This window comes from Exiguobacterium sp. J17977 (genome assembly GCF_018616375.1).
GTDB classification, from domain to species: domain Bacteria; phylum Bacillota; class Bacilli; order Exiguobacteriales; family Exiguobacteriaceae; genus Exiguobacterium; species Exiguobacterium mexicanum.
This window is the reverse complement of the sequence record NZ_JAEQBB010000013.1, coordinates 1-19274: the sequence shown is the minus strand read 5'-3', so window position 1 is coordinate 19274 and position 19274 is coordinate 1. Positions and strand designations below refer to the sequence as shown.

Sequence of the window (19274 nt, the reverse complement as noted above, 5' to 3'; positions counted from 1 at the left end):
TGACGAAGCTTGCGCTTCATTCAAAAATGGTAAAACTTTTTTTGCCTCATCGTTCAGTTTTCAAAGTTCGTCTGTCGTTTCTTGGCGACTTAAATATCTTAACAAGCTATTAACTGGAAGTCAATATCTTTTTTTCGATTTTTAAAACCGCTCTCGGCGACGTCTATTAATATATCAATAAAACTTTAATTGCACAATAGCTTTTTCAGAAAAACTTTAAATTATTTTTCATGTCTTGTCTCTACCAGATTAAATCTCGAGATATAATTCTAGTTCCTTCATTATATAGAGAAAAAATAATCGGTATAGCCTAACGTGATTCAGCATAGAAAAAGGCGAGATGGAATATCTCGCCTCACGACCTCAAGCTAGAAAGTGAAACATTGCGTTGCTTCGCCTCTTTCAAATAAAAGAAGTACAGTGCTTCCGCTTGTTTTACTTGGGCTGCTAACTCACCGGTATCTTCGATGCTCACTTCAAGAATGTGACGTTTCGATTCGTACTTTGCCTTAGCATCTAACAACTCCGACAAAAAACGTTGATCGTAACCATAGCGTAAAGGTTTACGAAACCACTTCATAGTTCCCGTCGACCTTCCATCGCTCTAGATAATGTCACTTCATCCGCATATTCCAAATCGCCACCTACGGGCAACCCGTGAGCAAGACGCGTTACACGGATACCCGTCGGTTTTAAAAGTCGAGATAGATACATCGAAGTCGCTTCCCCTTCAATGTTCGGGTTAGTTGCCAAAATGACTTCACTAATTGCTTCATTTTCTTGGAGACGCGTTAACAAACTCGAAACGTTAATGTCTTCAGGACCAATTCCTTCCATCGGACTAATCGCCCCATGCAAGACATGATACTTCCCGCGGTACTCTCGCATCTTCTCCATCGCAATCACATCTCTAGAATCTTGAACGACACAGACTACCGTCTCATCACGATGCGAATCTGTACAAATGGCACATGGATCCACATCTGTAATGTGTCCACACACCGTACAATATTTAATATCACGCTTAGCACTGACAAGCGCCTTAGCGAACGTCAATACATCGTCTTCTTCCATATCAAGTACGTGGAACGCTAGACGGATAGCAGTTTTCGGACCAATGCCCGGCAATTTTGTAAAGCTTTCAATCAAACGTCCGATCGCTTCAGGGTATTGCAACTCGCATCTTTCCTTTCTTCACTTAAAAACCTGGAAGGTTCATCCCTTGCGTAAAACGTCCCATTTTATCATTAACTAGTTGGTCAGCTTGTTTCATCCCGTCGTTGACCGCCGCCAACACAAGGTCTTGCAACATTTCGACGTCGTCTGGATCGACAGCATCTTCAGCAATAATGACATCAAGCACTTCTTTATGTCCGCTGACGACCACTTTAACCATGCCGCCGCCTGCTGTACCTTCAACCGTTAAGTCCTTTAATTCTTCTTGGGCTTTCGCCATATCCTTCTGCATTTTCTGCATTTGCTTCATCATGTTGTTCATGTTTCCCATTCCACGCATGTAGAGCGCCTCCTTTTAAACTTCTTCAATTTCAACGACGTCACCGAAACGTTCGAGAGCCTTTGAGACCAGTGGATCTTCTTCATCCACTTCCTCTTCCTTATGATCCGAACGTTCAGCTTGTTTACGAAGGATGAACTCATTCTTCAACTCAACCCAATCGGTCTCGAGTACAGCCATGATTTCTCGACGAATCCCCGTCACTTCGAATAAGGCTTGTTCAATCACATCTCGCGTACGACCGTTCGAGCTAACCTGCTCGTAATGCCACGTCATCCCATCTTTAAATTGTACCAGTAAGGTGTCACTAGCACAAAGCACAGCCTCACTCTCATAGAACAGTGCAAAAATCGGACCGTCTTGCGTGCGAATGTTCCCCATGATGTCTTCCCAACTATCACGGATTGCGTTTAAGTGTTGGCGTTCCGCTCGTTGCAATAATTGACGAATGCGTTCTTTCGGGACTCGAATTTGAGTTCGCTTGGCAACTTTCGGTTTCTCCGCCGTCGCTTCTGCTACAGGGACACCCGTTTTCTTGACTTCATTCAACTCGCGACTCAGTTCACGGACTTGCTCTTGAAGTTGTTTCATCTGCTCTGTCATCGTCCGTCCTTGTTCGGCAATCCGAATAAACGTTAACTCAACTAAGACTTTCGGATGGTTCGATAATCGCATCTGTTGCTGACAGTCATTCAACTCTTCAATTACTTGGAACAGTTCATCCGTCGACGTCGCTTCAACAAATTGTCGGAACGTCTCTGTCGGACGGGCGCGTTCGAGTAAATCGACGGCTTGAGGTGAAGCCTTTAATAATAAAGCATCACGATGAACGAATACGAGATCTTCAATGAATCGCTTCAAATCCTTACCTTCACGAAGCATCGTTTCCAACGTACTCAAAATTTGATCGAGTTGCTTCTGTTGTAGGCCATAAGCCATATCAAGCAGGGCATCATCCGTTACCGCGCCGGTCACTTCTAGAACAGCGTCTTCGGTCAAACGGCCATCGCTAAAAGCGAGCGCTTGATCGAGTAGGCTGAGTGCATCGCGCATCCCACCATCGGCAGCACGGGCAATCAGCTTGAGCGCCTCCGGATCATAGTCATAATCTTGATCGTTCAAGATATATGCCATACGTGTTTGCAATTGACCGACTTCATGCCGTTTCACATCAAAGCGCTGGCAACGTGAGATGATCGTCGCCGGGATTTTGTGCGGTTCCGTCGTCGCCAAAATAAAGATGGCATGCGCCGGCGGTTCTTCCAACGTTTTTAACAACGCATTGAAGGCACCGGTCGACAACATGTGCACTTCATCAATGATATATACTTTGAAACGCGCTTGAGAAGGCGGATATTTGACCTTATCCCGAATTTCTCGAATCTCATCGACCCCATTATTTGAAGCCGCATCGATTTCAAACACGTCCGGGCTCGTCCCTTCCGTGATGGCGATACAAGTCGGGCACGTGTTACACGGTTCTCGTGTGGGTGCTGTCTCACAGTTGATGGCTTTCGCGATAATTTTCGCCAAACTTGTCTTACCGGTCCCTCGTGGACCCGAGAACAAATAGGCATGTGACATTCGTTCTTCAAGCAACGCATTTTGAATCGTACGTGTGATATGAATTTGACCGACAACCTCTTGGAACGACTGCGGACGATAAACCCGATACAACGCTTGATACGCCATGTCCCCGCCTCCTTTCTTCCTTACATTCTCTATTTCATCATACAAAAAAATCTACAACCCTGGGGCCGTAGATTGAAGTTATTAAATAAATCTGCCGCGCACCGATTTCTGAAAGCACGTCAATGTGCGTTACTCATGCAGTTTGCTCGGCCCAAGCACCCCTGCGGCACACGGTACGTCACCACTTAAGGCTGCTTCCTTCCGGACCTGACCTGGTTCATGGGTGACCGTTGCGCAGGACTCAGACGTCAACGCCACTTACACGAGGACAGGCCACACCAATGCACTCCCTCGAATCGGAATTCAGTCTCGCTATAGCGGATTGCGAGTTACAGGGCACCGCTACCTCCCCGCCTAGCACGGCAAATGGGTAAATGAAGTTAGGCACTACGTTGAGTGCTATTACATTATACTGTTTAATCAGATGGGTTGCAACCTCTCTGTTCAAGCCGCGCCTGCTTCTTCCTTTCTCTGAGGTTTCGGAAGAAGACTGTCAGCAACTCGCCACATTCTTCTGCTAAAACATTTTCCGTCACTTCGGCTTGGTGGTTGAAGCGTTCGTCTTGAACGAGATTCATGAGCGTACCGCAACACCCTCCCTTCGGATCATGGGCACCAAAGATGACACGTTTCACACGAGACAGCACGATGGCCCCCGCGCACATCGGACAAGGCTCTAACGTGACGAACAGTTCGCAATCTTCCAAACGCCAATTGCCGAGCGCCTGGTTCGCCTGTTCAATCGCAATCATTTCGGCATGGGCCGCGGCCAATAAGTCCGTTTCTCGGCGATTATGACCCGCGGCAATCACCTCATCACCTTTAACGATGACGCATCCGATCGGCACTTCGCCGATTGCTTCCGCCTTCTTTGCTTCTTCTATGGCGAGCCTCATAAATCGTTCATCTCGTTCCATATACACACTCCGTTTCTGATCACTTATTATGAAAAAAAATGAAAATCATTTCGCTCGCCCTATCCACTTCATTGTATGCTAGAATGGAACTTGCACTTTGGATAATGGAGGATGACATCATATGTTTATAACGGTAGAGGGACCGATTGGTGTCGGGAAAACGTCACTGGCCCATATCATCAGTCAGCACTTTTCAATGCAGATGCTGAATGAAATTGTAGAAGAGAATCCGTTTCTCGGCAAGTTTTACGAAGATATCGACGAATGGAGCTTTCAAACGGAAATGTTTTTCCTTTGCAATCGCTTCAAGCAATTAGACGATATCCACAAACACCACTTGAGTCAACAGCAATCCGTCGTTTCGGACTATCATATTTTCAAAAACTTGATTTTTGCCCACCGTTCCCTGAGACCAGCTCATTTGAACAAGTATGAGCAAATCTACAAGATTTTGACACACGATATGCCCAAGCCTGATGTCGTCATCTACTTACACGCCAGCATCGAGACGTTGATGAAACGTGTCGCTTTGCGTGGACGTGAAGTAGAAGAGAATATGTCTCGCGACTACCTCGAACAGCTCGCCCGCGATTATGAAACGTTTATCGAATCATACCGCGCGACACACCCCGAAGTGACGATTCTTTCGTTCAGTGGAGATGAGCTCGACTTCGTCCAAAACCCGGATGATTTGACGCACGTCCTCGCAACGATCGAACGTGAATTAGAATTGACTAAAGGAGCACAAATCAAATGACGCTGAATGAAAAATATAACATTCCGAATGACACGATCATCACGATCGGTGGAATGGTCGGAATCGGTAAATCGACAATCACGAACTCACTTGCCGACGCCCTCAACTTCCGCACTTCACTTGAGAAAGTAGATACGAACCCTTATCTCGATAAATTCTATCATGACTTCGAGCGTTGGAGCTTCCACCTCCAAATCTATTTCTTGGCGGAACGCTTCAAAGAACAGAAGAAGATTTTCCAATACGGCGGCGGCTTCATCCAAGACCGTTCGATTTATGAAGATACAGGCATCTTCGCCAAAATGCACTACGAAAAAGGGACGATGTCTCCAACCGACTACGAGACGTATTCGAGTTTGTTTGAAGCAATGGTGCTGACTCCGTTCTTCCCGCATCCTGACTTGCTCATCTATCTCGAAGGTTCGTTCGAGCAAGTGCTCGACCGCATTCAAATGCGCGGACGTGAGATGGAGCAACAAACACCAATCACGTATTGGGAAGAAATGTACGAACGCTATACGGAGTGGATCAACAACTTCAATCTTTGCCCGGTACTTCGTCTCTCAATCGAAGAGTATGACTTGATTAACGACCCGAACTCGGTCGAACTTATCCTTGAGAAAATCGAGAAACAATTGACGATCGCTCGCGAAGCGAAAGTCAGATAAACAAGAAGGTGCACTGCTCACTTGAGCGGTGCACCTTCTTTTTATGTGTGGGCGATATGAGATTTCCGATACGTCGGTGTCTTCCGAGCTTTTCGGAATCCATCGATGGAATCGAATACGGTTGCCACAATCGTGATGGCCACGACCAAACCGAATACCCATCCAAACGAATTGACCCCATTCGGGACATTCGTCTCCAGCCAATTCAAAAAGCGTGAATCGAACAACTGCGGAGAACTCGCCATCCAAATGATGAACGTGGCCGAGACGAGATTATAAACCAAATTAAACGAAGCGAGCGCATACGTCCAATGCCCTTTGATCCATTTCCATACCCCGAGTACGACTTGAAGCAAAATGACGGTCACGAACAACCAAATCACTTCTAGTAAGAACGACTGATTGAAGATTGGCGTGATCATCGCGAAACCAGCGCTCGTCGATTCATAGATTCCTAGCAAGCGTTCGGCGTTGAGATACACCCCAAACCAAACCACTGTCCAAAATAATCCGAATCCCGCATCAAATTTACCGATTCGACCGCCCTTCACCCGTTCTTTCAGCTTCGACACATCCCACTTCATGTCTGGCGCCGGTATATTATCAGGTGCATAGCGCTCAATCAAAAAGAAGATAAGCGTAATCCAAAACACGAGTTGAATCCCAACATCCCATAACGCATCGAACATGTTCGTCAAAAAGGTGCCGACTGTCGGCATAAGCGGTCCTGAGAACGTCGGCATGCTAGCGAATACAAGCCCAAAGAAAACGACAGCTAAGACGATGGGAACGACAAGCTTAACGACAGTCACATACACGGGGAAAAAACGTGGGCCGATGACATACTGCCCTTCCTTATAACGCGCGGCCACAACGGCCGGATGCCCCATCTCTGCTAACACCCGTTTCACGTCTGCCTCAGACGGTTGTTCGGGCAACGCTGACTCAATCGATTGCCGAACCGAGGCAGCGGCTTCCTCACGCCGCTTCGGTGGAACGTGCCGTAGGACCTCATCAATATATACGTCAATCCAATCCATGACGCTCCTCTCCTTCCTTTTGCGCCATCACAGTCTATATGATTAAGATTCCCGATTGATTAACGAATTAGTTGATTTTCGCTAGATTGACACAAACAAAAAAGCCGCAGACCGGAGTCTGCGACCATAAAAAAACGCATCTGCCTATGCAGATGCCAAAACAAGCGGAGTTGGTGGGATTCGAACCCACGCGAGCCTTACGACTCCTAACGGATTTCGAGTCCGTCCCCTTCAGCCGGGCTTGGGTACAACTCCAGGCTTAAAAAAGTGTAAAAAAAAGAAAGTGGAGGAGGTGGTGGGATTCGAACCCACGCAGGCTATTACACCCCTGACGGTTTTCAAGACCGTTCCCTTAAACCACTTGGGTACACCTCCAAAATAGTATGAAATTGTTGAGCCTCCAAAAATAAAAATGGAGGAGGTGGTGGGATTCGAACCCACGCAGGCTATTACACCCCTGACGGTTTTCAAGACCGTTCCCTTAAACCACTTGGGTACACCTCCAAAGCTCATATACAATTGGTGAGCAAACATCTCGCTCGACATGATTTATAGTACCAACTTGGCAGACAGATGTCAAACCCTTTTGTGAAAAAACATTAAAAAAAACCGAAAAAAATCCCGCCTGAACAATCCGGTTCAGACGAGCTAATTTGTTCATTACTGAGGCATTTCAATTTTCTCGACGCCGCCCATATATGGACGTAATACTTCTGGGATGACGACTGAACCGTCAGCCTGTTGGAAGTTCTCTAAAATCGCAGCGACAGTCCGTCCGACTGCGAGGCCAGAACCGTTGAGTGTATGGACGAATTCTGGTTTCGCGTTCGCTTCGCGACGGAAACGGATTCCGGCCCGGCGCGCTTGGAAGTCTTCAAAATTCGAACAAGATGAGATTTCACGATACATCCCTTGCGCCGGCATCCACACTTCGATGTCATATTTCTTAGCAGCCGTGAAGCCTAGATCTGCCGTACACATGCTAAGCACTTGATATGGGAGACCGAGACGTTTGAGCACTTCTTCCGCGTGGCCCGTCAATAGTTCGAGTTGTTCATAAGATTCTTCAGGTTTCACAAACCGGACGAGCTCAACCTTGTTGAACTGATGCTGACGAATGAGCCCACGCGTGTCGCGTCCGGCTGATCCCGCTTCTGAACGGAAACAAGCGCTATACGCCGTGTACGTGATCGGAAGCTGATCTTCCGTCATAATCTCGTCACGGTGCATGTTCGTCACCGGGACTTCTGCCGTCGGGACGAGGAAGTAGTTCGTGTCCGCCACTTTAAATGCGTCTTCTTCGAACTTAGGAAGTTGTCCCGTCCCGGTCATCGCGTCGCGGTTGACCATGTAAGGAGGAAGCACTTCAGAATAGCCATGTTCATCGGCATGCATATCCATCATGAAGTTGATGAGGGCACGTTCGAGTCGGGCGCCGAGCCCTTTATAAAACACAAACCGGCTGCCGGTCACTTTCCCTGCTCGTTCCACATCGACGATTTTCAAGTCTTCCATGACGTCCCAATGCTGTTTAAGTTCAAATTCGAACGTCGGTTTTGTTCCGACTTCACGGATCGTGACGTTATCATCTTCCGTTTCACCAATCGGCGTTGATTCGTGCGGGATGTTCGGGATGCTGAGGAGAATCAAGTTCAGCTCGGCCTCGACTTCACGCAACTCTTCATCGAGCAATTTGATTTCATCCCCGAGACGGCGTGTCTCGAGAATCGGTCCATCCGCATCTTGCTTATTGCGTTTCAATTCCGCAATTTGCTTCGTCGCTTCATTTCGTTTCGCTTTCTTCACTTCGACCTCATTGATCAAGTTGCGGCGTTTCTCTTCTAACTCCGGGAAACGATCGAGCGCACTCAAATCCTCGCCGCGATGAGCTAGCTTCGTTTTAATCTCTTCAAAATCTGTTCGTAATCGTTTAATGTCTAACATTCGTTATTCCTCCTTTTTTCACATAAAAAGGTGGCACGCCCCTTTCCCGTAGGAAAGGGACGAACCACCTTGGATCCGCGTTGCCACCCTCGTTGCCCGAAATCGGGCCACTCGATGCACGTAACGTGTGCGTAACGTGACTTGTTTCCAAGCCAATGCTCCGAGGCCGATTCGGTTACACCATCCCACTAGTTTGCACCAACCACTAGCTCTCTGTCAGTAGATGACCGTAACGTACTTTTCCTCATCATTGCATCTGTCATTGAATTAGTTTTACTTTACAACATCTCAACTCTATCGACAAGGCTCAGTTTTCCGAGAACGAGTCGAATCTCATCTAAAAAGTCCGAGAAGGCACGCGTCATGCGTGTCAAAAACGACGCCATCTCGACTGGTTCGGCCGCGACGAGCGTTCCTTTAGGTGGAAGTTCACCGTCTAAATACCGGACGCTTCCGGAAGGCTCGATCGTGACGGTCCCGACTTGTTGATTGGCCGCAATTGGGGCTTTCGTATCAGGAAGGTCATACGTCGGTTCCGGTACGGTCTGTCCTTTTTCAACGAGCACTTCAAAGGCTGACGTCGTGCGCACTTTTGCCGACTCGACTGTACCTTCGGCGACATGCAGCGTCGCTGGGACGATTTCACCGGTCCGTAAAATCGGGGTTAAGACGAAATCGCCATAGGCATAGTCATGTAGCGCCTTAGTCGCGGTATAGCGTCCTTGATCGGTCTTCGCTCCGAGAACGACCGACAGCACGGTGCGTCCATCTCGCGCCGATACGCCGATGAAGCAGTACCCGGCATCATCGGTCGTGCCGGTTTTAAAACCGAGCATACCCGGATAGGCCAAATCACGACCGGCGAGCATCCGGTTCGTCGCTTCAAAGCGGACGCCGTCGATATCGACATACGCTTGTTTCGTCACATCGAGAACCTCTGGGAATTTCGTCAAATACGCCAAAGCGAGCATCATCAAGTCGTTGGCCGATGTCAGGTTCTCCCCAGGGCGTCCCGCTGACACCGAGTCGAGTCCCGATGCATTGGCGAACGTCGTTTGAGTCATACCAAGTTCGGTCGCCCGCTCGTTCATTTTCTTCACGAACACCCCTTCCGAACCAGAGACGGCCTCGGCTAATGTGACCGCTGCCTCGTTCGCGGAACGAATCAACGCCACATCGTAAAGTTCTTTCACTGTGTACGGTTTATTGACGAGCGGAATTCGAGCTAATCCTGGCTTTCGGGTCAGCGCTAACGCCTTGTCGCTCGGGGTCACTTCCTGATTCCAACTGAGCTCACCCGCTTCGATGGCTTCCCGGACGAGAAAAGCGGTCATCAGCTTAGTGATTGATGCGGGAGGGAGCATCGCGTCCTCTTCTTGGGAGAACAGGATTTGTCCCGTCGTCATGTCCACGAGCATCGCGCCGGTCGCGTCGACTTTAGGTGCCGCCGATGCATCCGTCGGCACAATCATATTTAAAAGGATTGCCCAAATGAGCATCCATCCGATCCATCTTTGTCTCACGGTCTTGCCCCTTTCTATACGTATCTCGTTACAGTGTAGCAAAAAAACACATGAAAAAGACTCCCTATTTGCTAGGGAGTCTTTCAATCAGGCGAGTTGTCGCTTCGTCGCTTCAACCATGTCCAAGAAATAGCGGTGCATCGATAAGTCGGCTGTCAATTCCGGATGGAACGAGCAGGCCATATACTTGTCATACCGAACCGCGACAATCGCTTCCTCGACCTCGGCGAGCACGTCGACGCTCGCTTCGACCGAAGCGACTTGTGGTGCTCGAATGAACACGGCTTCGACAGCGTCATCGATTCCTTTGACCGCTAAATCGACTTCAAAGCTATCGACTTGTCGTCCGAACGCGTTCCGTTTGACCGTCATCGGGATTTTACGCAAATGCGCATCGTACCCTTCGACTTCGGTCGCGAGCAAAATCAAACCGGCGCACGTTCCGAACATCGGCAATTCCGTGTTTTCACGTAACGGCTCGAGCAACTCGTACCGATCGAGCAGACGACGCATCGCTGTACTCTCCCCACCCGGTAAAACGAGTCCATCGATTCGATTCAAGTCATCGGCCGAGCGGACGACGAGCGTATCTGCCCCAAGCGTTTCGAGCATGTGGACGTGTTCACGAATCGCACCTTGCATTCCGAGTACACCAATCGTGGTCATCTTACCAACCTCGCGGTGCCATGAGTTCTTCTTGTTTGAGCGTGCGGACATCGAGACCTTTCATCGCTTCGCCGAGTCCTTTCGACAAGTGCGCGATACGCTCATAGTCATCATGGTACGTCGTGGCTTCAACGATGGCACGCGCAAACTTCTCAGGGTTCTCCGCTTTGAAGATTCCTGATCCGACAAAGACGCCGTCCGCTCCGAGGTGCATCATGAGTGCCGCATCGGCTGGTGTCGCAATTCCGCCTGCTGCGAAGTTGACGACCGGGAGTCGCCCTGCTTCACGGATTTGCATGAGTACTTCGAACGGGGCACCGAGGTCACGCGCTTCCGTCATCACTTCATCGATGCTCATCGAGAGCAAGCGTTTCACTTGGGCTTGAACGGTACGCATGTGACGAACCGCTTCGACAATGTTGCCTGTTCCCGGCTCACCTTTCGTCCGAATCATCGCTGCACCTTCCCCGATGCGGCGTGATGCTTCACCGAGGTCCCGCGCGCCACAGACGAACGGTGCTTTATAGTCGCGTTTGTAAAGATGGAACTCTTCGTCAGCAGGTGTCAATACTTCACTCTCGTCAATGAAATCAACCCCCATTGATTCAAGGACACGTGCTTCAGCGATGTGACCGATGCGGCACTTCGCCATGACCGGTACTGATACTGCACCCATGACGTCTTCGATGATTGTCGGGTCGGCCATACGCGCGACGCCGCCCATTTTCCGGATATCTGAAGGTACGCGCTCGAGTGCCATGACGGCAACTGCACCTGCTGCTTCAGCAATTTTGGCTTGCTCTGCGTTGATGACGTCCATGATGACGCCACCTTTTTGCATCTCGGCCATACCGCGTTTTACTTTGTCTGTCCCTACTTGTCTCTTTTCCAAATGGATCCCCTCCAATAAGCTAGTCTACTTGCAAGTATAAATTGATTTGACTATATTGAAAGTGCCAGTTTTATATTTTTTGAAGTGGTCAGTTTAAACAAAGGACTTCATTTCCCGATTCTCGAATGGTGTAAAGATTAAAGGAGATGATGAAATGGAACAATGGAACAGTCGTGACGACGCGCAGGAGCGAAGCTTTTTCGGAAAAACAGGAGCGGTCTCGCTCCTTCTCGTCATCGGATTCGTGCTCTATTTTTTCTTTGGCTGACTAGAAAGGACACATCATGGATATGCTCACGTTCTCGCTCGAGGCTGACTCGAGCGTCCCATTATATGAACAACTTTATCTACACATTCGACAAGCCATCGTCGACGATACTCTCACCACCGGGACGAAACTTCCGTCCAAACGAAAGCTAGGGGAGTTTTTAGACGTCTCGCAAACGACCGTTGAACTGGCCTACGCCCAGCTGCTCGCGGAAGGATACATCGAGTCGTTGCCACGCAAAGGCTTCTATGTATTACCGCAAGAAGAATTGTACGTCCGGCGCGGCAGTAGCGTCATAGAACCGCTCCCGATGAAAAAATCATATGACTTCGACTTGTATCCGAGTCAAATCGACACGACCGCTTTCCCGTTCGAACGTTGGCGCCGGCACTTAAAACAAGTCGTGTCGGAAGAAAACCACGATTTGCTGTCACTCGGCTCTGTCCAAGGCGATTTCGTCCTTCGCCAAGAGATTGCGACCTATCTCTATCATTCACGTGGTGTGCATTGTTCTCCCGAACAGATCGTCGTTGGATCCGGGACCGAGCAGCTGTTGCCCCAATTGTTAGAACTGTTGCCGGATACTACGACGTTCGGCATCGAGGATCCCGGTTATCCACTGACTCGTCAGCTGTTCGCGCACCAACAGCGGACGTTCATCCCGATTCCTGTCGATGAGAGCGGCGTTCGTGTCGACCTGGTGGAGCAAGCATCCATTGATGCCCTCTATGTCACGCCGGCCCATCAATTTCCGACCGGTACGATTTTATCGGTCAGCCGGCGCCAACGTCTGCTCAACTGGGCATCAGAGCGGCAGACGTATGTGATTGAAGATGATTACGATAGTGAATTCCGTTATAGCGGCAAACCGATTCCCTCTTTGCAAAGTATGGATCAAAACGAGCGTGTCATCTATTTGAGCACATTCTCGAAATCATTGATGCCTTCCTTGCGTATCGGTTATATGGTACTCCCGCCTCCGCTGTTAAATCGCTATCGAGAACGCTATCGTCACTTCACGTGCAGCGTCCCCCGTTTCGAACAACATACGTTGGCAGCATTTATGGCGACCGGCGATTTTGAGAAACACTTGAACCGGATGCGAAAGACATACCGCCGGAAACTTGAAATCATTATCACCGCCTTCAAACCATATGAACCGACCGTCTCAATCACCGGGGCGAGCGCTGGCCTTCACGTCGTCCTGTCTGTGCGGACGAGCGAGACGAGCGGAAAATTGAAACGGTTGGCCGAGAATTCGAATATCCGCATCAATGCGATGACAGACTATCGCATCGAATCAAGCGACACGATGCCTCAGTTTTTATTTGGCTTCGCCGCCCTATCCGAAGAAACGTTGCCCGCTGCTGTCAGTGCGCTCATGTCGTGTTGGAACATTGAGAAAGGACGAGGTGGATGAAACGGTCACGCTATGTCATCGGTGGGCTCCTCTTGTTAATTGGTACACTCCTGTTATCGGAATCGTGGTGGAAAGACCAACTCACGGCATGGAACAGTCAACAAGTGACCGCCGAAATCCAACCGAAACAGCCAGAAGCCGGTGAATTTGAGTTTTCAAACGTCGAGCCGTTATCATGGGAACAACTTCTCACCGTGCGCAATCGGTTTCATGATTTACCGACCATCGGCCTCATTTCGATTCCAGATGTCGAGCTCGAGCTCCCGATCTTATATGGGCTCGACAATGAGAATTTGGCGGTCGGTGCCGGAACGATGGATCCGGACCAACGAATGGGAAGCGGAAACTATGCGCTCGCGGGTCACTATACGCAAAGCCCGACCGCCCTGTTCGGTCCGCTTCACATCATCGACGTCGGTATGTCCATCTACTTGACCGACATGACACATACGTTCGAGTACGAGGTCACTTCGCTTGAGACCGTTCCCCCGACACGGGTCGACGTGCTCGACCCGACAACAGAACCGATGATTACACTCGTCACATGCACGTTCGATGCGACCGAACGCCTGATTGTCAAAGGACGCTTCTTGAACCAAACGCCTCTCTAACCGATAGGCGTTTTTATTATTTTTAAAAAAATGTATTGTGAGCGCTTACATATTCAGCTAAACTATTCCTGAAACCGTTTGCACAATTTTGACAATTCGTTGCCCTGTAGACGACACATTCCATGAAAGAGGTGCTTTATGAAGAAGAAAACGGCACGACAGACGACCACGTTACTTTTATCATCCGTTCTCCTCATCCAAGCCGGTGTTCCAATGAACGCATTGGCCGAGCCTGCGACAATCTCGATTGATGGCTTAAAAACGGATTGGACGAACACGCCAGCGCTCGCCACATCCCCACAGGCAGGTTGGCAAGGATTTGATTTAGGAGACGTCTATCTGCAGAACGATGCGCGTAACCTTTACTTTTATGTGGATGCGAACAACGTCCCGAACTGGGGCGACAATGGTCAGTACATAAATATCGCTCTTCAAATCAATGAACAAGATTCAGGCGTCGCGACTAACCCGCTCGGCTATCCGTTCAACTTTAGCCAAACTGATAAAAAACCACAGTATCATATTTTACTTCGCGTCGATGGTGACACGTCGGTAAAAGAAGCCGCTCTGTATGAAGCAGGGAAATCCACGCCGCTCGCAAACTTGAGCAACTTAAACGGCGCCTCGTTTGCCATTGATCGTACGAAAGGATTTGAAGGCAAAATTCCATTGTCCCTGCTTGGTCTAAGCAATGAGGATACCGTTCGGGTTCTCACGGTACTCAGCGGGAATAACGCGACCGAGCACGGTGCGTTCGACACGATTCCAAGCAATACGGCCAATAAAGTCGCCGATAGTTGGAACGTTTCGGCGACGCCATCGACACAATCAGTATATAGCCCAGCCTTCACGTTGAGCGGTGTCGAGACGGTCAGTCAACTCGAAGTGACAGCGGTCACGCCGGCCAACCAATCGGAACAAGTGGACATCAAATCCCCAATCACATGGACGTTCAATGAACCTGTATCGCTAGACGCCTCGAACATCAGTTTGATGAATGGTGAGACGGCTGTACCGTTCACGGCTGAAGCGAGTGGATCGACAGTGACCGTCACACCAACCGAGGCACTCGGTTTGAATCAAACGTATACCGCCACCCTACCGGCGGACGCCGTGAAAGGCAACCTGTCGAACACGACGTTGCCGGCATTGACGACGTCTTTTAAAACCATCACTGAAATCGCCGATCCATGGAAAACACAACGCTACATCGAGATGTTGTACGTCCGGGCCGATAACGATTACACGGGCTGGAACTTATGGACGTGGAGCACGGGTGCCAAAGATGGTCAAGTTGACCCGTATAAAATCACCGAAGACGGCGCCATCTTCCGAATCCCAGTCGGAAAAGATGCGACCAATGTCGGTTTTGTCATCCGTAAAGGCACGGATTGGGCCGTGAAAGATGGTTACGGAGAGGACCGCTATGTGAAACTCGGGAGCGACCGGGTGACGAAAGTCGTCGTCGAGAGCGGCAAAGGGACATTCCACCAAGTACCTACGATTCAAGGACCGGTTTTAGAAAACGGTGCTGTCACATTCTTCTACCGTGACAAAGCGTTGTATGAAGCAGGACAACTCGATGAAATCGACAGTGTCGCGTTAAAAGTCAATGGCACGACGTACCCGATGACGTATGAAGCAAAAAATGAATGGTTCCGTCATACGGTCAAATTACCGGAAGGGAAACATGATTATACGTTCCTTGTCACAAAAGACGGCGTCACGACCGAAGTGAAGGATCCTTACTTCGAGGCTTCGAGCGTCGAGTATCGTCGTCCAAACGTTAAACTAGCGGCAAGCGTGGCACCGAAAGCCCTCAGCTATCGAGAGAACGCGGTCGTCCAAGTGAAACCGACGTTGCCGAAAGGCGTCAAGTTACGTCAACTGTTCATCGATGCGCGTCCTCTTGGCGGACCGGCTAAACTAGAAGTCGACCCGGCTCTCAACAAGCAGACGATCGCGGTCAAGGATACCGTAAAGCCGGGCAATAAATTCTTAACGATTACTGCGATTGACCAATACGGTAACGTCCACAAGACGAAAACATCGTTAACGGTCCGACCGGTCTCGATGAAAGACAAGCAAGAGTTCGACTGGGATGAGGCACGGATTTACTTCATGCTGACCGACCGCTTCTACGATGGGGATAAAACGAACAACAATCCAAACGGTGAGTATTATGACCAAGACCATCTTGAGTCGTATCACGGCGGCGACTTTGCCGGTGTGACGAAGAAACTCGATTACTTGGATAAGCTAGGCATTAACACAATTTGGATTACACCGATTGTCGACAATATCGATTGGGATCTTCGTTATGGTAAAGACGGATCACAGTACGGCTATCATGGATACTGGGCGAAAAACTTCGAAAAACTCGATGAGCACCTCGGCGACATGAAAGCATTCCATCGTTTGATCGACGAAGCGAACGCTCGCGGCATCAAGATTATGGTCGACGTCGTCTTGAACCATCCTGGCTATGGGATGGAACCAGGAGCTGTCGATACGGGCGCCACAAACTTCCCTACTAATAAAGAACGCAAAGTCTTCGACGGCATGATTCGCTCGAACCCAGTCGATGGCGATGACTTGAAGATGTCTCTCTCCGGACTGCCGGACTTTAAGACCGAAGAGGCTGCCGTCCGTCAACAACTTGTCAAATGGCAGACGGACTGGATTAAGCGCTCGAAGACGAAAAAAGGGAACACCATCGACTATTTCCGCGTCGATACGGTCAAGCACGTCGATTCCACAACATGGAAGTCGTTCAAAAACGAATTGACGGCTATCAAACCGGATTTCAAAATGATTGGTGAACATTACGGTGCGAGTGTGAACAACACGGGCGGTTACTTGCAGAGTGGCCAGATGGACTCACTTCTCGACTTTGATTTCAAATATCAAGCCGAACGTTTCATCAACGGGAATATTGATGATGTCGAGAGCGCGCTTCAATATCGCAACACGCAACTCTCGAATGAAGCGACACTCGGTCAATTCCTCAGCAGCCATGACGAGGACGGTTTCCTCGTATCACGTGCTGGAGGCGATGAAGGGAAGCATATGGTCGCCGCCTCGCTTCAAATGACGGCGAAAGGACAGCCTGTCATCTATTATGGTGAAGAGGTTGGACAATCCGGAAAACATGCGATGGATATGGATAAGGGCGAATTCAATGAAAACCGTTATGACTTCGATTGGAAACGAGTCAAAGGCGAAGGGAAAGCGATGCATACGCATTACCAAAAACTGCTCAACATTCGTGCCGACTATTCAAAAGTGTTTAGTAAAGGGACGCGTGCGGTCGTTGCTGGTGGCTCTGCTACAGGATACTCTGTCTTTGAACGGAAACATGGCAAGGATTCAGTTCTCGTGGCCTTGAATACGACAGAGGCCAAACGAACGATTACGTTCCAGACAAAACTCAAGCATAAAACGACGCTCGTCGACCGCTATAGCGGACGTCAGTACGTCGTCAAACGAGATGGAAAAATAACCGTCAGCTTGCCTGCACAGGATGATGGTGGTACTGTCATTCTCGTGGCCAAGTCAAAAAAATGATAACGAAAAGCCGTTGCCTCTAATTTAGAGACAACGGCTTGTTGTTTAGCGTGAATAGTTTGGAGCTTCTTTAGTGATATGGACATCGTGAGGGTGACTTTCTTGTAACCCTGCACCAGTCATGCGGATAAACTGAGTGTCCTCACGTAGCGCACGGATATCGGCAGCCCCACAATAACCCATTCCAGATCGAAGACCTCCGATGAGTTGATAAACAGTATCGGCTAGTTCGCCACGATAAGCGACGCGCCCTTCAATACCTTCTGGTACGAACTTTTTATCGGCTTCTTGGAAGTAGCGATCTTGGCTGCCTCGTTTCATCGAAGCCTCAGAACCCATTCCACGGTACGTTTTGAACTGACGACCTTGATAGATTTCCATCTCTCCTGGGCTTTCTTTCACACCTGCGAGAAGGCTACCAAGCATAACGGCATGAGCTCCAGCTGCAATAGCTTTCACAATATCACCAGAGTACTTGATTCCACCATCAGCGATAACCGTGACACCGTGTTCTCTAGCTTCCGTGACACAATCATATACTGCTGTGATTTGTGGTACACCGACACCGGCGACAACACGTGTCGTACAGATCGATCCTGGACCAATCCCGACTTTAATGACCGATGCTCCGGCTTCAATCAAAGCCCGCGTCGCTTCAGCTGTTGCCACGTTTCCAGCGATAATTGGAAGCGTCGGGAACATGTCGCGAAGTTCTTTCACTTTCTCGATGACACCGGCTGAGTGTCCGTGAGCCGTATCAACGACTAATGCATCGACACCTGCATCAACAAGAATTTGAGCACGTGATGCGGCATCTTTCGTGACACCAACGGCAGCTGCGACGAGCAAACGACCTTGCTTGTCTTTTGCAGCATGTGGGAACTGTTCGACTTTCTCAATGTCTTTTGTCGTAATGAGTCCTTTCAACACGCCTGAATCGTCGACAAGCGGCAATTTCTCAATCCGGTGTTGATGAAGGATGCGCTCAGCTTCTTCTAGGGACGTCCCTACTTTTGCCGTGACGAGGTTTTCCGTCGTCATGACGTCCGCAATCACCGTCGAGTAATCTTTAATGAAACGAAGATCACGGTTTGTCAAAATCCCAATCAATTTGCGCTCGGTTTCTGAATTGACGATTGGGACTCCCGAGATTCGGTATTTACTCATCAAGTACTCTGCATCGTACACTTGACGCTCAGGCGTCAAGTAGAACGGGTTCGTGATGACGCCGTTCTCTGAACGCTTAACGCGATCGACGTGCTCAGCCTGCATTTCCATCGACATGTTTTTATGAATGACACCTAGGCCGCCTTGACGTGCCATCGCAATGGCCATCGGTGCTTCCGTGACCGTATCCATACCTGCACTGATGACTGGAACGTTTAACTCAAGACCTTCACACAGTTTAGTGCTTAAATTCACATCTCTTGGCAAGATATTTGAAAAGCGCGGTACGAGTAAGACGTCATCAAACGTTAATCCTTCTTTTGCAAACTTGTTTTCCCACATAAAAATCGATTGCCCCTTTCTCTATCGGACCCGAATCTTTGTTTCGAAATATTTCTGTAATGGTAACAGGTATAGCCCGAAAGTGCAATTCAATTCACGATGTTCAGAAAGTTCAGAATTGTGTTCGTTTGATTTGTTTTCCGCTGATAATGTTCGGAAATAGTTTATATGCGTTGCAAAGGAATCCAGATTCGAAATAAAATCTACAAAAAAGACGACCGAGCGGGTGCTCGATCGTCTTTCGCGTTGGCCTGGCAACGTCCTATCCTCACAGGGGGAGACCC

General features: G+C 49.2%; 16 protein-coding genes, 3 tRNA genes, 1 other RNA gene and 1 other annotated feature. Of the genes, 5 read left to right on the top strand and 15 right to left on the bottom strand.

Annotated features, from left to right (window positions below; translation table 11 throughout):
- Positions 1 to 355 precede the first annotated feature (355 nt).
- The 6 genes from KNO58_RS15195 to tadA form a co-directional block, all read right to left on the bottom strand.
- Positions 356 to 580, bottom strand: a complete 225-nt coding sequence (locus KNO58_RS15195) for a YaaL family protein (protein WP_214755173.1) — start codon at positions 578 to 580, stop codon at positions 356 to 358.
- Positions 577 to 1176 (bottom strand): recombination mediator RecR, encoded by a 600-nt coding sequence (gene recR, locus KNO58_RS15190; protein ID WP_021065285.1) that lies wholly within the window; start codon positions 1174 to 1176, stop codon positions 577 to 579. The genes KNO58_RS15195 and recR overlap by 4 nt, the downstream gene beginning before the upstream one ends.
- A 22-nt stretch (positions 1177 to 1198) precedes the next feature.
- Positions 1199 to 1516, bottom strand: a complete 318-nt coding sequence (locus tag KNO58_RS15185; RefSeq protein WP_021065286.1) for a YbaB/EbfC family nucleoid-associated protein — start codon at positions 1514 to 1516, stop codon at positions 1199 to 1201.
- A gap of 15 nt (positions 1517 to 1531) precedes the next feature.
- Positions 1532 to 3208, bottom strand: coding sequence for a DNA polymerase III subunit gamma/tau (gene dnaX / locus KNO58_RS15180; RefSeq protein ID WP_214755172.1), 1677 nt, complete (start codon positions 3206 to 3208; stop codon positions 1532 to 1534).
- Between the two features lie 94 nt (positions 3209 to 3302).
- Positions 3303 to 3571, bottom strand: an RNA gene (ffs, locus tag KNO58_RS15175) — signal recognition particle sRNA large type.
- 53 nt (positions 3572 to 3624) lie between these two features.
- Complete coding sequence (tadA, locus tag KNO58_RS15170) at positions 3625 to 4125, bottom strand: tRNA adenosine(34) deaminase TadA (protein WP_214720485.1); 501 nt, start codon at positions 4123 to 4125, stop codon at positions 3625 to 3627.
- Positions 4126 to 4246: 121 nt separating this feature from the next.
- Between tadA and KNO58_RS15165 the strand changes: the two genes are divergently transcribed.
- Entirely contained in the window at positions 4247 to 4882 is a 636-nt protein-coding gene (locus KNO58_RS15165) for a deoxynucleoside kinase (RefSeq protein WP_029596452.1), read from the top strand.
- Entirely contained in the window at positions 4879 to 5550 is a 672-nt protein-coding gene (locus KNO58_RS15160) for a deoxynucleoside kinase (RefSeq protein ID WP_214720484.1), read from the top strand. Before KNO58_RS15165 ends, KNO58_RS15160 begins: the two co-directional genes overlap by 4 nt.
- A 41-nt stretch (positions 5551 to 5591) precedes the next feature.
- Here the strand turns inward: KNO58_RS15160 and KNO58_RS15155 are convergent, their stop codons facing one another.
- The 8 genes from KNO58_RS15155 to pdxS all read right to left on the bottom strand — a co-directional run bounded on the left by KNO58_RS15155 (position 5592) and on the right by pdxS (position 11615).
- Entirely contained in the window at positions 5592 to 6590 is a 999-nt protein-coding gene (locus KNO58_RS15155) for an HAAS signaling domain-containing protein (RefSeq protein ID WP_214755171.1), read from the bottom strand.
- Positions 6591 to 6755: 165 nt separating this feature from the next.
- Positions 6756 to 6845 (bottom strand) — tRNA-Ser (locus KNO58_RS15150).
- 29 nt (positions 6846 to 6874) lie between these two features.
- Positions 6875 to 6965 (bottom strand) — tRNA-Ser (locus tag KNO58_RS15145).
- A gap of 38 nt (positions 6966 to 7003) precedes the next feature.
- Positions 7004 to 7094 (bottom strand) — tRNA-Ser (locus tag KNO58_RS15140).
- A 156-nt stretch (positions 7095 to 7250) separates the two neighbouring features.
- Positions 7251 to 8534 (bottom strand): serine--tRNA ligase, encoded by a 1284-nt coding sequence (gene serS, locus KNO58_RS15135; protein WP_114167119.1) that lies wholly within the window; start codon positions 8532 to 8534, stop codon positions 7251 to 7253.
- A 52-nt stretch (positions 8535 to 8586) separates the two neighbouring features.
- Positions 8587 to 8794: a binding site (T-box leader), on the bottom strand.
- 18 nt (positions 8795 to 8812) lie between these two features.
- Positions 8813 to 10057, bottom strand: coding sequence for a D-alanyl-D-alanine carboxypeptidase family protein (locus KNO58_RS15130; RefSeq protein ID WP_260570878.1), 1245 nt, complete (start codon positions 10055 to 10057; stop codon positions 8813 to 8815).
- An 87-nt stretch (positions 10058 to 10144) separates the two neighbouring features.
- Entirely contained in the window at positions 10145 to 10723 is a 579-nt protein-coding gene (gene pdxT / locus KNO58_RS15125; protein WP_214755169.1) for a pyridoxal 5'-phosphate synthase glutaminase subunit PdxT, read from the bottom strand.
- 1 nt (position 10724) lies between these two features.
- On the bottom strand, positions 10725 to 11615 hold the full coding sequence (pdxS, locus tag KNO58_RS15120; RefSeq protein ID WP_021066746.1) for a pyridoxal 5'-phosphate synthase lyase subunit PdxS: 891 nt from the start codon (positions 11613 to 11615) through the stop codon (positions 10725 to 10727).
- A gap of 284 nt (positions 11616 to 11899) precedes the next feature.
- On the opposite strand from pdxS, the gene pdxR reads away from it, so the two are divergent.
- The 3 genes from pdxR (at position 11900) to KNO58_RS15105 (ending at position 17481) form a co-directional block, all read left to right on the top strand.
- Positions 11900 to 13303, top strand: coding sequence for a MocR-like pyridoxine biosynthesis transcription factor PdxR (gene pdxR, locus KNO58_RS15115; RefSeq protein ID WP_214755167.1), 1404 nt, complete (start codon positions 11900 to 11902; stop codon positions 13301 to 13303).
- The gene (locus KNO58_RS15110) at positions 13300 to 13914 is read left to right on the top strand and encodes a class A sortase (protein WP_214755165.1); all 615 of its coding nucleotides are present in this window, start codon (positions 13300 to 13302) and stop codon (positions 13912 to 13914) included. The genes pdxR and KNO58_RS15110 overlap by 4 nt, the downstream gene beginning before the upstream one ends.
- Before the next feature lie 138 nt (positions 13915 to 14052).
- Complete coding sequence (locus KNO58_RS15105) at positions 14053 to 17481, top strand: alpha-amylase family glycosyl hydrolase (protein ID WP_214755163.1); 3429 nt, start codon at positions 14053 to 14055, stop codon at positions 17479 to 17481.
- Positions 17482 to 17526: 45 nt separating this feature from the next.
- On the opposite strand, the gene guaB is transcribed toward KNO58_RS15105, so the two are convergent.
- On the bottom strand, positions 17527 to 18990 hold the full coding sequence (gene guaB, locus KNO58_RS15100; protein WP_214755161.1) for an IMP dehydrogenase: 1464 nt from the start codon (positions 18988 to 18990) through the stop codon (positions 17527 to 17529).
- Positions 18991 to 19274: the final 284 nt, after the last annotated feature.